The sequence below is a fragment of the Micromonospora sp. PLK6-60 genome (genome assembly GCF_019890675.1).
Taxonomy (GTDB): Bacteria; Actinomycetota; Actinomycetes; order Mycobacteriales; family Micromonosporaceae; genus Micromonospora.
This window is the reverse complement of record NZ_JAIOAA010000004.1, coordinates 381,809-395,499: the sequence shown is the minus strand read 5'-3', so window position 1 is coordinate 395,499 and position 13,691 is coordinate 381,809. Positions and strand designations below refer to the sequence as shown.

9 protein-coding genes are annotated in these 13,691 nt (G+C 74.7%); 6 read left to right on the top strand and 3 right to left on the bottom strand.

Features of this window, described 5'->3' with window-relative positions; genetic code table 11:
* Positions 1–95: 95 nt before the first annotated feature.
* Positions 96–1,658 carry a hypothetical protein gene (locus K7640_RS11225; protein WP_222954693.1) on the bottom strand — a complete coding sequence of 521 codons (1,563 nt, stop codon included), beginning with the start codon at positions 1,656–1,658 and terminating at the stop codon, positions 96–98.
* A gap of 201 nt (positions 1,659–1,859) precedes the next feature.
* Here K7640_RS11225 and K7640_RS11220 point away from each other — a divergent pair, with 201 nt between their 5' ends.
* The 6 genes from K7640_RS11220 (at position 1,860) to K7640_RS11195 (ending at position 10,477) form a co-directional block, all read left to right on the top strand.
* Positions 1,860–4,535: a LuxR C-terminal-related transcriptional regulator gene (locus K7640_RS11220; protein WP_222954692.1), complete on the top strand. Its 2,676-nt coding sequence runs from the start codon at positions 1,860–1,862 to the stop codon at positions 4,533–4,535.
* 16 nt (positions 4,536–4,551) lie between these two features.
* Positions 4,552–5,838: a nicotinate phosphoribosyltransferase gene (locus K7640_RS11215; RefSeq protein WP_222954691.1), complete on the top strand. Its 1,287-nt coding sequence runs from the start codon at positions 4,552–4,554 to the stop codon at positions 5,836–5,838.
* Positions 5,839–5,853: 15 nt separating this feature from the next.
* A complete protein-coding gene (locus K7640_RS11210; protein WP_222954690.1) occupies positions 5,854–6,435 on the top strand; it encodes an isochorismatase family protein in 582 nt (193 codons plus the stop codon).
* 65 nt (positions 6,436–6,500) lie between these two features.
* On the top strand, positions 6,501–7,754 hold the full coding sequence (locus K7640_RS11205) for an MFS transporter (RefSeq protein ID WP_222954689.1): 1,254 nt from the start codon (positions 6,501–6,503) through the stop codon (positions 7,752–7,754).
* A 334-nt stretch (positions 7,755–8,088) separates the two neighbouring features.
* Complete coding sequence (locus tag K7640_RS11200; protein WP_255608612.1) at positions 8,089–9,522, top strand: M28 family peptidase; 1,434 nt, start codon at positions 8,089–8,091, stop codon at positions 9,520–9,522.
* Between the two features lie 190 nt (positions 9,523–9,712).
* Positions 9,713–10,477, top strand: coding sequence for an alpha/beta fold hydrolase (locus tag K7640_RS11195; protein WP_222954688.1), 765 nt, complete (start codon positions 9,713–9,715; stop codon positions 10,475–10,477).
* An 80-nt stretch (positions 10,478–10,557) separates the two neighbouring features.
* Here K7640_RS11195 and ctaD read toward each other — a convergent pair whose 3' ends face one another.
* Both ctaD and K7640_RS11185 read right to left on the bottom strand, forming a co-directional pair.
* The gene (gene ctaD / locus K7640_RS11190; RefSeq protein ID WP_222954687.1) at positions 10,558–12,315 is read right to left on the bottom strand and encodes a cytochrome c oxidase subunit I; all 1,758 of its coding nucleotides are present in this window, start codon (positions 12,313–12,315) and stop codon (positions 10,558–10,560) included.
* A gap of 139 nt (positions 12,316–12,454) precedes the next feature.
* Entirely contained in the window at positions 12,455–13,561 is a 1,107-nt protein-coding gene (locus K7640_RS11185; protein ID WP_222954686.1) for an FAD-dependent monooxygenase, read from the bottom strand.
* Positions 13,562–13,691 lie beyond the last annotated feature (130 nt).

Below are 13,691 nucleotides of genomic sequence, written 5' to 3'. Positions count from 1 at the left end.
AATCGGCGAACCGATGAACCGGAACGCCGGGACGGCCGGGATCGGCGTGCCGCAGGGCCGGTGCCGCCGTACCGGCGTCGATGCTCCCGCCGCGCTCAGGCGAGCAGGATGCCGTGATCGACCGCATCGGTGAGCACCGTGAAGATCGAGAGACGGATCACCTCGAACCGCCGCGACACCTCGCGGGTCAGTTCCAGTTCCACCTCGCGCAGCGCCCGCTGCGCCCAGGACCGGGCCCCGGCCGGATCGTCGTTGCCGGGGCTGCGCCAGTGCTGCCAGCAGCCCCCGGAGAGGGCGACCGCCAGCGGCGGCAGCACCTCGGTGCGTTCGGCCCCCGGGTAGCCGGCCAGCGCGTCGATCGCTCCGGCGCCCGCCAGGTCGGCCACCCCGGCGGTGCTGGTGACCAGCAGCACGCGGTCGAGTTCCCGGCCGGCGGCGTGTTCGGCCAGCCCCCAGCGCACGGCGCCGGCGATGCGCCGGCGCACCCCCTCGGCCGGGGGCGCCCCGAGGACCCGGGTCGAGGCGTCGTGCAGCAGCCTCCGTACCGCCTGGTCGCACTGCGCCGTGGCCAGCGCCGACAGCGCTTCCATCTCGCGGTCCAGCAGCTGCGGCAGGCCGGCGCTGCCCACCCCGAAGACGATCTCCTGGACCACCCTGAGGTGGATCTTCGCCAGCTCCAGGGCGAGGTCCTGGCGGATCCGCTGGGCGCAGGCGCGGGCCTGCCGGTCCAGCCGGTCGGCCCAGTCGCCCCGGGCCGCCGCGGGTGCCACCGCCACCCGCTCGTGCGTGCCCGGCGGCACCGGCGGCTCGGCGCTGGCCCGGCGCAGCCCCTCGTCGGCGGCCCAGCCGACCAGCGCCCGCTGCAGCTCGGGCAGCACCGGGCTGCGGGCCGGGAACCAGGGCGCCCGGGCCAGCGTGGGCACGGCGGCCAGCAGGGCGGCCCGGTGCGCCGCCGCGCTGAGCGCGACCGCGTCCTCCGGGATGCCGGACCGGACGGTCGGCGGGACGGAGGCCCCCGTGTCCCCCGTCGCCGCACCGCCCGGCCCCGGCTCCCAGCCGGCCACCCCGGGGGTGACCACGAAGAAGACCTCGACGGTGGACGAGCCCAGCTCGGCCAGCAGGTCGAGCTCGGCGGCGGTGAACGCCTGGTCGGCGGCGATCACGAAGAGCAGCGCGCCGGCCCGCCCGGCCGCGTCCAGCAGCAGCCGGCCGCCGGCCATGCCGAGCGTGCCCGAGTCCGGCGTGTCCACCAGCGTGAAGTGCCGCAGCAGCGGCACCGGCAGGCTCAACTCGACCCGGCGCGGCGGCCGGGCCAGCGCGGGTCCGGCGGCCAGCTGGTCCGCGCCGTACCCGAGCGGCTGGCGGTAACCCGGCACGTACGCCGCGCGGGTGGCCTGCGGTGCGTGCCGGACCACCAGGCAGGCGCCGGCGGTCACCGCGAGCATCCCGGCGGGCTGGCCGAGCAGGGCGGCCAGCACCTCGTTGCGACCGGCCCCGGCCGGCCCGGCGGCGACCACGGCGAGCGGCTCCTCGGACCCGGGCCCGGCCGCCCCGAGCCGTTCCGGCAGCGGACCGCAGCGGGGTAGGTCCACCGGCCGGTCCCCGTCGTCGGAGGCGACGCCCGGGTGGTCGGCCGAGGAGAGAGGACGTGGCTTCATCCGGTGCCCTCCGGGTGCGGGGCGACCGGTCGCGAGCCGGTCGCGTCGACATATCCGGCGCTGAGCCCGGATGACGGAAGCCTACGGAGCGCAGCGACTCCGTGACGAATACCTCCGATACTCAGCGGTAACCACGAGATTACTCAACTTCACTGCGTGACGGTCTACGCGCAGCCCGATTCGCGTCGATATGCTGCCCTGATGAGTCGGTGGAGCTTCGTCGGCCGAACGGATGAACTCGACCGTCTGCTGTCGGCGATCACCGACATCGGGCGGCGCGGCATCTTCTTCAGCGGCAGCGCCGGCATCGGCAAGAGCCGGCTGCTCCGGGAGGGCATGGCGGCCCTGCCCACCGACCGGTACGCGATCTCGTTCGTCGCGGCCAGCGCCACCACCGTGGCGCTGCCCTTCGGCGGGCTGGTGCAGGTGCTGCCGGCCGAGCAGCCACAGGGGCTCTCCCCGGCCGGGCTGCTGCGCTGGGCGGTGCAGGCGCTGCGGGAGCAGGCGGCCGGCCGGCCCATCGTGCTGGCGATCGACGACGCCCACCTGCTCGACCCGCCGTCGGCGGCCCTGGTCCACCTGGTCGCCCGCGCCGAGAACACCACGGTGGTCGGCACGCTGCGCGACGGCGAGCAGTTGCCGCTGCCGATCCGCGCGCTCTGGACCGACGACCTGGTCGACCTGGCCGAGCTGAGCCCGCTCGGCCGGCCGGAGACCGCCGAGCTGCTCGCCGAAATCCTGGACGGCCCGGTCGACGACGGCGCCGCCGAGCGGCTGTGGCGCTTCTCCGGCGGCAACCCGCTGCTGCTGCGCGAGTTGGTGATGGCCGCCGCCGGCGGCGAGCTGCACCAGACGTACGGGGTGTGGACCTGGACCGGGCGGCTGGAGCTGGCGCCCAACCTGACCGAGCTGATCGACACCCGGGTCGGCCAGCTCAGCTCCGGCGTCCGCACCGTGGTCGAGCTGGTCGCCTTCGGCGAACCGCTGGGCCTGCAACTGCTCAACGAGGCGGTCGAGCCGACCGATGTGGAGACCGCCGAGGAACGCGGCCTGATCAGCGTGATCCAGCAGGACCGCCGGGTGAACGTGCGGCTGGCCCACCCGCTCTACGGCGAGGTGCTGCGCCGCCGCTGCCCGGTCAGCCGTACCCGCCGGTTGCAGGCCCGGCTGGCCGACCTGTTGGAGAAGGCCGGCAAGCGGCGCCGCGACGACCTGCTCCGGGTGGCCGTCTGGCGGCTGGACTCGGGCACCGCGCAGGATCCGGCGCTGCTGCTCGACGCGGCGGTGCAGGCGTTCACCCGCTACGACGTGCCGCTGGCGACCCGGCTCGCCCGGGCCGCGTTGCAGGCCGACGGTGGGTACGACGCGGCCGAGCTGCTCGCCACCATCCTGATGTTCGGCGACCGGCCCACCGAGGCGCTCGGGGTGCTCGACGCGGTCGCCGACGAGATCCCCGGCGACGGGCGGCGGGCCCGCTGGCTCACCGCCCGCGGCATGGTCACCTACTGGGGGCTCAGTCAGGAGTCCACGGTGGAGGAGCTCGCCCGCCGGGCGGACGAGCTGACCGACCCGGCCGACGTCGCCCGGGTGCGCGCGTTCGAGGCGATCATGCGGCTGCACCGGCTCGACACGGACGCCGCGCTGCGGCTCGGCCGGGGCGTACTGGACCGGCCGGCGGCCGGCGCGTCGGCCCGGGAGCTGGCCCGCTGCACCGTGGCGCACCTGCAGGCCGCCCAGGGCCACTTCCGGCGCAGCGCCGAGGCGGTGGCGCGGGTGGCCGCGGAGGCGCCGGCCTGGCGCACCGACATGCCATATCTCCAGTTGGCGATGGAGTTGGCCCGGGGCACCCAGCTCACCCTCGCCGGCGACCTGGCCGGCATCGACGCCATCGTCGCCGACGAGTTCGCCGACCTCGCCGGGGCGGGTGACTTCCGGCTCGGCACCGGCTACCTGGCCATCCTGCGGGCGTACGCGGCGCGGCTGCGCGGGCAGAGCGGGGACGCCCTGAAGATCAGCCTCGGCGCCTGCGCGGTGCTGGCGACCAGCCGGGTCTACGCGAGCCTCGGCCAGGCCGAGCGGGCCCAGGCGGCGGCGCTGCGCGGCGACGCGCCGCACGCCGCGGAGGCGGTGGCGGAGGCCGACCGGATCCACGCCCCCGGGATGGCGGTGCTCTACCCCTGGCTGGAGCAGGCCCGGGGGGCAGCCCTCGCGGCCGCCGGCGATCTGGCCGCCGCCACCCGGCAGCTCGCCGAGCTGGCCGACCGGTTGCGCGCCGACGGCCTCGCCGGTCACGAGACGCTCGTCCTGCACGACCTGGTCCGGTACGAGCGGGCCACCACACTGGTCGGCCCGACCTGCACCGACGGCACCCGCCGGACGGTCGCACAACGCCTGACCGAGCTCTCCGAGTCGGTCGACGGGCCGCTCGCGCCGGTGCTGGCCCGGCAGGCCCGGGCCGCCGTGGAGGACTCCGCCGACGGCCTGCTCGCGGTCGCCGACTGCTTCACCGACCTGGGGCTCCCGCTGTACGCGGCGGAGGCCACCGCGATGGCCCTGCACCGGCTGCGGCGGGACCGCTCCGGCGCGGCCGGGGTGGCCCACCAGCGGCTGGCCGCCCTGCTCAGCGCCGCCGACGACCTCGACACCCCGGCGCTGCGCCTGGTCCGGCCCACCCTGACCAGCCGGGAACGGGAGATCGCCGGGCTCGCCGCCGAGGGGGTGACCAGCCGGGTCATCGCCGAACGGCTCTATCTGTCCAGCCGCACGGTGGAAAACCACCTGCAACGGGTGTACAGCAAGCTCGGGGTGACCGGGCGGGCCGAGCTCGGCGCGGTCCTGCGGTCGATACCGGGCCGGACCGACACGGCCGGGGAGTGAACCCTAGGCTGGGCGGGTGAGCACCCTTCGCCCCGCGCTGCTGACCGACCACTACGAGCTGACCATGGTCGGCGCCGCCCTGCGCGACGGCACCGCCGACCGCCGCTGCGTGTTCGAGGTGTTCAGCCGGCGGCTGCCGGCCGGTCGCCGGTACGGCGTGGTCGCCGGCACCGGGCGGCTGGTCGACCTGCTCCGGGACTTCCGGTTCGACCCGGCCGAGGTCGACTTCCTGCGCCGCACCGGGGTGGTCGACGACGCCGGCGCCGAATGGCTGAGCAACTACCGCTTCACCGGCGACGTGGAGGGATACGCCGAGGGTGAGCTCTTCTTCCCCGGCTCCCCGATCCTCACCGTCTCCGGCGGCTTCGCCGAGTGCGTGGTGCTGGAGACGCTGGTGCTGTCGGTGCTCAACCACGACAGCGCGGTGGCCGCCGCGGCCGCCCGGATGGTCACCGCGGCCCGCGGCCGGGTGCTGATCGAGATGGGCTCGCGGCGGGCGCACGAGGAGGCCGCGGTGGCCGCCGCCCGCTCGGCGTACCTGGCCGGGTTCCAGTTCACCTCCAACCTCGCCGCCGGGGCGCGGTACGGCATCCCCACCGCCGGCACCGCCGCGCACGCGTTCACCCTGCTGCACGACGACGAGAAGGCCGCGTTCGCCTCCCAGGTCGCCACGCTGGGCAAGGACACCACGCTGCTGGTCGACACGTACGACATCAGCCAGGGCATCCGCAACGCGATCGAGGTGGCCGGGCCGGAGCTGCGGGCGGTCCGGATCGACTCCGGTGACCTGGCGGTGATCGCCCAGCAGTCCCGCGAGCTGCTCGACTCGCTCGGCGCCACCGAGACCAAGATCATCGTGTCGGGCGACCTCGACGAGTACGCCATCGCCGCGCTGGCCGCCGAGCCGGTGGACATGTACGGCGCGGGCACCGCCGTGGTCACCGGCTCCGGCGCACCGACCGCCGGACTTGTCTACAAGCTGGTCGAGGTGGAGGGGCGCCCGGTGGTCAAGCGCTCCGAGCAGAAGGCGACCATCGGCGGCCGCAAGGTGGCCGTACGCCGGCACAAGCCCACCGGGACCGCCACCGAGGAGGTGATCGTCCCGCAGGGCGTGCCGGACCGGATGCCCAACGACCGGCTGCTCCAGCGCTCGTTCGTGGTCGAGGGCGAGCCGGTGGCGCTGCCGTCGCTGACCGAGTCCCGGGAGCACCTGCGGCAGTGCCTGATCTCCATCCCGTGGGAGGGGTTGAAGCTGTCCGGCGGGGACCCCGCCGTCCCGGTCACCGTGGTTCCAGCCAGCTGAGGGAGGGCCGCTCCGATGGCCAACGCACTGATCATCGTCGACGTGCAGAACGACTTCTGCGAGGGCGGCTCGCTCGCGGTGGCCGGTGGCGCCGACGTGGCGGCCGGGATCTCCCGGCTGCTCGCCGCCGAGCCCGACCGGTGGGACCACGTGGTGGCGACCAAGGACTACCACGTCGACCCGGGCGCGCACTTCGGCGATCCGCCGGATTTCATCGACTCGTGGCCGCGGCACTGCGTGGTCGGCACCGCCGGCTCCGAGTTCCACCCGCGCCTGGAGACCGGCCGGGTCGAGGAAATCTTCCACAAGGGCGAGCACGCGGCGGCGTACTCCGGCTTCGAGGGGCACGCCGGGGACGGCCTCGGCCTGGCCGAGTGGCTGCGCCGGCGCGACGTCGACCGGGTGGACGTGGTCGGCATCGCCACCGACCACTGCGTACGGGCCACCGCGCTGGACGCCGCCCGGGAGGGCTTCGCCACCACCGTGCTGCTTGACCTGACCGCCGCGGTCGCCCCGGCCACCCTCGACGTGGCGCTGCGGGCCCTGGACGGCGCCGGCGTCACCACGGTCGGGGAGCCTGTGATCAGGGCCGCTTGAGGCGGCAAACCGCTTGCCGTTGTCGTACCCCGGGCCGAGGATGACGGCCGGAGGTACGGACCACGATGAACTTGACGCCTTACCGGCGGGCGCTCGCCCTGCCCGGCTTGCGCTCGTTGCTGCTGGCGTCGGTGGCCGCCCGCATCCCGTTCACCATGACCGGGGTCGCGCTCACCTTCTTCGTGGTGCTCGACCTGGGCCGCGGCTACGGCGCCGCCGGTCTGGTCGGCGCGGCGCTGACCATCGGCTCGGCGCTGGGCGCCCCGCTGCTCGGCCGGCTCGTCGACCGGCGGGGCCTGCGGCCGGTGCTGGCCCTGACCACCGCCGCCGAGGCGGTCTTCTGGGCGGCCGCCCCCGTGCTGAGCTATCCACTGCTGCTGCCCGCGGCGTTCCTCGCCGGGCTGCTGGCGCTGCCGGTCTTCTCGGTGATCCGGCAGTCGATCGCCGCGCTGGTGCCGGAGAGCCAGCGCCGCCCGGCGTACGCGCTGGACTCGATGTCGGTGGAGCTGTCGTTCATGGCCGGCCCGGCGCTCGCGGTGGCGCTGGCCACCGGCTTCTCCCCGCGCGGCACACTCTGGGCGGTGGGCGCGGGCATCGTCGCCTCCGGCCTCGCCCTGCTGGTGCTCAACCCGCCCGTCCGCAGTGCCGGCGAGGCCGCCGGGCCACCGGCCCGGGTGCCCCGGCGCGAGTGGCTGACCCCCCGGCTGCTGGCCGTGCTGGCGGTCAGCGCCGCCGCCACGCTGGTCCTCGGCGGCACCGACGTCGCGGTGGTCGCCGTGCTGCGGGCCGGCGGTGAGGTGGGTTGGACCGGCGCCGTGCTCGCCATCTGGGCGGTCGCGTCGCTGCTGGGCGGCTTCGCGTACGGGACGGCCAGCCGGCCGGTCTCGCCGCTCGCGCTAGCCGCCGCGCTGAGCCTGTGCACCATCCCGGTCGGCTTCGGCGGCGGCCACTGGTGGCTGCTCTGCCTGGCCCTGATCCCGGCCGGCGCGCTCTGCGCCCCGACCCTCGCCGCCACCTCCGACGCGGTCAGCCGGCTCGCGCCGGCCGGGGTGCGCGGGGTCGCCATCGGCCTGCACGGCTCGGCGGTCACCGTCGGGATCGCGCTGGGCGCCCCGCTGGCCGGGGCGGTGATCGACGCCTCGACGCCGTTCTGGGGCTTCGCCGTGACGGGCGCGGTGGGCCTGGTGGTGACGCTGCTGGTGCTCCCGGTCGAGTTGCGCCGCCGCCGCGCGGCCGCCGGCACCCCCGACGATGGCCCGCCCGCCGCACCCGACCAGGAGCCACTCGCCGCACCCGGCCTGGAGCCGGCCGCCCGCTGACCGCCACCCCAACGCACGACGGCCCGACATGCGGCATGCCGGGCCCTCCCCCGACGACGATGGCGCGACATGCCGCACGCCGGGCCCTCCCCCGACGACGACGGCCCGACATGCGGCACGTCGGGCCCTACCCGGACGACGACGGCGCGACATGCGGCATGTCGGGCTTTCCGCCCGATGGCGACGGCGATGGCGACGGCGATGGCGGCGTGACCAGGGTGACGTCCGATTTGGATCTTGGCCTTTTGCTGGCTTCGGGATAGCGTCGGGGGCCTGTGAGCCCGGTCACCCATCGGTCGCACCGGGCTCAGCCCTGGATCAGGAGGAGAACCCCTTGACCACCAACCACAGCGGACACCCCGCCAGCCCTTCGGCCGACTCGTCGCGTTCCGCGGTGACCCGCCGGCGGATGCTCACCGTCGCCCTCGGCGGTGCCGCCACCGTCGCTCTGCCCGCGCCGGCCTGGGCGGCCACCGACCAGCGGCCCGGTGCCGTCCGGCCGCCGGCCCTCACCCCGGACGATCGGAAGATCATCGCCCAGGTCTCGGCCGAGCGGGCGCTGTCGCACCTGCGGGTGCTCAGCGAGGACATCGGCCCCCGGATCGGGGGTACGGCCTCCGAGCGCCGCGCCGCCGACTACATCGCCCGGCAGCTGGACCACCTGGGCTACGACACCCAGTTGCAGCCGTTCGCCGTCGCGGACAAGTTCCTCGCCCAGCTCGACTCGCCGACCGGCCTCCCCGCCGACCTGTGCTGGCAGGTCGGCGCCTCGCCGCACGCCGCGCTGGACACCAGCGTCAGCGGCGACGTGGTGGACGTCGGCGCGGGCGCCCCCGCGAACTACCCGGCGGAGGTCACCGGGCGCGTCGTGCTCGTCGACTACGTGGCGGCGCAGCGCGAGCAACTGGTCGCCACCGCCGTGGCCCGGGGCGCCGCCGCCGTCGTCTTCCTGCCGGCGGACCAGGCGTACCCGCGTAGCGCGTCGGCGTTCTCGCCGACCCTGCCCGGCTCGGCCAGCTCGCCGGTGCCGATCCCGGTGGTCGGGGTGGCCCAGGTGCAGAAGGAGCGGCTGCGCGCGATGGCTGCCGCCGGCCGGTACACGCTCAGTGTGGCGACCTCCGCGCACCGCGGCCTGACCTCGCACAACGTGATCGGGGAGCGGGTCGGGCGGGCCGGCGCCGACGGGCCGGTGGTCATGGTCAGCGCCCACTACGACTCGGTGATCGGCGCGCCCGGCGCCAACGACGACGGCTCCGGCACGGTGCTCTGCCTCGAACTGGCGCGCGTGCTGCGGGCGATCCCGGTGGACGCCACCATCCGGTTCGCCCTGTGGGGGTCGGAGGAGCAGGGGCTGATCGGCTCCCGCTACCACGTCGCCCAGCTGCCGCAGGCCGAGCGGGACCGGTTCCTCGCGGTCTACCAGAACGACATGGTCGCCACCAGCTGGGACCCGGCGACCCGGTACTGGCTGCTCTCCTTCACCGGCCAGGCCAACCGGGCTACCGACGAGGTGTCGGCCGCCGCCGCCCGGCTCGGCTACGACTCGCGGATCTCGCCGGTGACGCTGCGCGGTTCCAGCGACCACCAGTCCTTCCAGGAGGTCGGCATCGCCAGCGCGAACTTCTCCTGGCGGGGCGAGGAGACCCCGGCGCTGCTGGAGCCGCCGTACCACACGCCGGCGGACACCATCGCCAAGAACATCAGCCTGGAGCGGCTGCAGGTCTCGCTCGAGCTGATCGGCTGCGCGATGTACGCGACGGCTCGCTGAGCCGCTCCCGCCCGCGGTGTCCGGAGCTGACGCCACGGACGGGTCGCACCGCCCGTCAGCGCCGTCCCCCCAGCGGGGGCGGCGCTGACGGGCGGTAACAGTTTCGCCACGGAACCGGCGACCGGGTCGGTACAGCGGGCGCTCCGCAGGCGACGATGGGAGCGCTTCCACCGACCGCCGAGGAGCCGCCATGAGACGCCGCGCCCTGTCCCTGCTCGCCGCCACCCTCGTCGTCGGGGTGGCCGCCGCCTGCGCCAGCGAGCCGAAGCCGGAGCCGGAGCCGACCGGGCTGAGCGCGGGCGCCGCCTGCCCCGAGCTGACCGAGGGCGGCCAGCAGGTCGTCTTCGGCGACGAGGTGGGCGCCGAGCTGGGCGGGGTCGTGCTGGGGTCCGGCTCGACGGGCGTGGTGCTGGCGCATCAGGCGGCCGGCGACGTCTGCCAGTGGCTGCCCTACGGGCGCGAGCTGATCGACCGGGGCTACCGGGTGCTCGCCTTCGACTTCCTCGGGTCCGGTGTCTCGCTGGGCAACGGGGTGCCGATGGCCCGCCAGGTCGAGGCGGCGGCGGCCGCCCTGCGCGCCGAGGGGGCCGCGAAGATCGTGCTGGTCGGCGCGTCGATGGGCGGCAGCGCCGTGCTGGCCGCGACGCCGACGCTGGACCCGGCGGCGGTCGCGGTCGTCGCCCTCTCCCCGCCGGCCGGGTACGGCGACGCGGACGCCGCGGCGGCCACCCCGAAGATCACCGTCCCGGTCTTCTACGGCGTCGGCGAGCAGGAGACGAGCTTCGCGGAGTCCACCCGCCGGCTGTACGAGACCACTCCGAAGACCGCCGCGCGGGAGCTGGTGCTCGCCCCGTCCGTCGCGCACGGGGTGAGCCTGGTCAACCCGGGCACCGGCGACGCCGACCTCCGCGAGAAGCTGGCCGCTTTCCTCACCGAGCACGCGCCGCCGGCCTGAGCCCCGGCGCACCCTAACGGCGACGGGCGCCGCTCCCCAGGTGCTGGGGGGGCGGCGCCCGTCGGACGTCGTGGCGCGGGTCAGTTCCGCTCGACGGTGGTGTCGGTGTCCTCCTGGTAGCTGGCGCCACCGTTGGACTCCCGGCTCAGCGGCTTGGCGCCGCCCTCCGGCGGGCCGGCCAGGCTCCGGCCGGCGGCCAGCTCCGGGAACTTCAGGTCGAACGCCGGCCGCTCGGAGCGGATCCGGGGCATCCGGTCGAAGTTGCGCAGCGGCGGCGGCGAGCTGGTCGCCCACTCCAGCGAGTTGCCGTGACCCCACGGGTCGTCGACCTCGACCACCGGGCCGGCCTTGTACGACTTCCAGCAGTTGTAGATGAACGGCAGCGTCGAGATGCCGGTGACGAACGCGCCGACGGTGGAGAGCATGTTCAGCCCGGTGAAGCCGTCACCCGGCAGGTAGTCGGCGTACCGGCGGGGGAAGCCCTCGGCGCCGAGCCAGTGCTGCACCAGGAAGGTGGTGTGGAAGCCGATCATGGTCAGCCAGAAGTGGATCTTGGCGAGCCGCTCGTCCATCATCCGGCCGAACATCTTCGGGAACCAGAAGTAGATGCCGGCGAAGACGGCGAACACGATCGTGCCGAACAGCACGTAGTGGAAGTGCGCCACCACGAAGTACGAGTCGGACAGGTGGAAGTCCAGCGGCGGGCTGGCCAGCAGCACGCCGGTGAGGCCGCCGAAGAGGAAGGTGACCAGGAAGCCGATCGAGAAGAGCATCGGCGACTCGAAGCTCACCTGGCCCCGCCACATGGTGCCGATCCAGTTGAAGAACTTCATGCCGGTCGGCACGGCGATCAGGAAGCTCAGGAAGCTGAAGAACGGCAGCAGCACCTGGCCGGTGGCGAACATGTGGTGCGCCCAGACGCTCATCGACAGCGCGGCGATGGCGATGGTGGCGGCGACCAGGCCCTTGTAGCCGAAGATCGGCTTCCGGGAGAAGACCGGGATGATCTCGGAGATGATGCCGAAGAACGGCAGCGCGATGATGTACACCTCGGGGTGCCCGAAGAACCAGAACAGGTGCTGCCAGAGCATCGGCCCGCCGGTGGCCGGGTCGTACACGTGGGCGCCGAGCAGGCGGTCCGCGGCGAGCGCGAAGAGCGCGGCGGCCAGCAGCGGGAAGACCAGAATCGCCAGCAGGCTGGTGACCAGCAGGTTCCAGGTGAAGATCGGCATCCGGAACATGGTCATGCCGGGGGCGCGCAGGGTCAGGATCGTGGTGATCATGTTGACCGCGCCGAGGATGGTGCCCAGACCGGAGATGGCCAGACCGACGATCCACATGTTGGCGCCCACACCCGGCGAGTGCTGCACGTTGCTCAGCGGCACGTACGCGAACCAGCCGAAGTCGGCGGCGCCGCCCGGGGCGACGAAGCCCGCGGTGGCCATGGTGCCGCCGAAGAGGTAGAGCCAGTAGGCGAAGGCGTTCAGCCGGGGGAACGACACGTCGGGCGCGCCGATCTGCAGCGGCACGACGTAGTTGCCGAAGGCGAACACGATCGGCGTCGCAAAGAACAGCAGCATGATCGTGCCGTGCATGGTGAAGAGCTGGTTGTACTGCTCCGGGGAGAGGAACTGCAGGCCCGGGCGTGCCAGCTCGGCACGCATGATCAGCGCCATCAGGCCGCCGATCATGAAGAACGCGAACGCGGTGACCATGTACATGATCCCGATCTGCTTCGCGTCCGTGGTGCGCAGCAGCCGCGCGAGGGCCGACCCCTTGACCGGCTCGCGGACCGGCCAGGGCCGGGTCACGACCGGCTTGGGTGCGACGGTGGTCACGAGTGGCCTCCGGTTCTGGGTTGTCCCGCTCGGCACGCGCTGATCATCTGCGCAGCCGTCATCCGCAAGGAGGATAGTCCCCGGCAGGTGGCAGTGCTGAACGGGGTCGCGTGGGAGGATCGCGGCGCGCCGTACGCGCTCAGAGCGGGCCGACCAGGAGTCGGTAGTGCTCCTGGAAGATCCGCCCGCCGCGCCCGCGCAGCAACGGATCGCGCAGCGCCGGCGGGACGTCCCGGGTCCGGTTGCGGTCCCGGGTCCGGTCCCGCACCCACCGGGTACGCGGCCGGCGGCGACTCTCGTACGCCAGCAGCGCGGCCTCGACGCTGCCGGCGGCGGCCAGCGACTCGGCCAGGACCACGGCGTCCTCCAGGGCCATCGCGGCACCCTGCGACAGCGCGGGCGCGGTGGCGTGCGCGGCGTCCCCCACCAGCAGCACCCGCCCCCGCGACCAGCGGCCCAGTTCGACCTCGTCGGAGAGCTCGACGTGCACCTCGTCCAGGGCGTCGAGCACCTCGGGCACCGGCCCGCCGTACCCGCTGAAGACCTCCCGCAGCCGGGCCTTCGGGTCGGCGGGCAGCGTGCCGCCGGCCTCGTCGGCATAGCAGTGCAGCCGCCCCGCGCCGATCGGCACCACCAGGAAGCCGGCGCGCTGCCCGAGCAGGGCGGTCCAGTCCGCGACCGCCGGCCCGTCCCGCACGACGCTGCGGTAGACCACCTGCCCGGCGGGGCGGGGCGGGCCGCCCAGGGCGGCCAGCGCGCGGACCGACGAGCGCGGCCCGTCGGCGCCGACGACCAGGTCGTACTCGGCGGCGGTGCCGTCGGTGAAGGTCACCCCGACGCGTCCCGGCAGCGGTTCCACGGCGCTGACCTCGGCGCCATGCCGGACGGCGCCGCCGGCGCCGGTCAGCAGCACCCGGTACAGGTCGCGGTGGGGCAGGGCGCGGCACTCCCCCACCCCGCCCCAGAACCCGTCGAGGTCGACCTCGCAGAGCGGGGCGCCAGTGGCGTCGAGGAAGCGCTGGCGGTGGATCACCTGGCCGAGCCGGCGTACCGGGCCGTCGAGGTCGAGCCGGCGCAGCGCCCGTTCGGCGTTGCCGGGCAGGTAGAGGCCGAAATCGGGTCGCTCGGACGGGGGCAGCTTCTCGGTGACGTCGGGCCGCAGGCCCGCCAGCCGCAGGGCTCGGGCCACGGCGAGGCCGGCGAGGCCCGCGCCGACGACGAGGATGCGCAGGGGGGAACCACGCATGGGGTTGCACGCCTCCGGAGGGGATTCGGAACGCGTCGGAGGCAAGACACTACTCGGAGCGACCGCCGGCACGCCAGGGCCGATCGGCCCGCCCGGCGCGCCGCCCCGCCGCCCGCCGGGGAGGTCAGCG

What these genes read in the sequence shown, in the direction of transcription:
- K7640_RS11210 (WP_222954690.1), top strand. Translation starts at nt 5,854, where the DNA reads ATGGCCAACGCACTGATCATCGTCGACGTGCAGAACGACTTCTGCGAG.
- K7640_RS11205 (WP_222954689.1), top strand. Translation starts at nt 6,501, where the DNA reads ATGAACTTGACGCCTTACCGGCGGGCGCTCGCCCTGCCCGGCTTGCGC.
- K7640_RS11225 (WP_222954693.1), bottom strand. Translation starts at nt 1,658, where the DNA reads ATGAAGCCACGTCCTCTCTCCTCGGCCGACCACCCGGGCGTCGCCTCC.
- K7640_RS11220 (WP_222954692.1), top strand. Translation starts at nt 1,860, where the DNA reads ATGAGTCGGTGGAGCTTCGTCGGCCGAACGGATGAACTCGACCGTCTG.
- K7640_RS11195 (WP_222954688.1), top strand. Translation starts at nt 9,713, where the DNA reads ATGAGACGCCGCGCCCTGTCCCTGCTCGCCGCCACCCTCGTCGTCGGG.
- K7640_RS11185 (WP_222954686.1), bottom strand. Translation starts at nt 13,561, where the DNA reads ATGCGTGGTTCCCCCCTGCGCATCCTCGTCGTCGGCGCGGGCCTCGCC.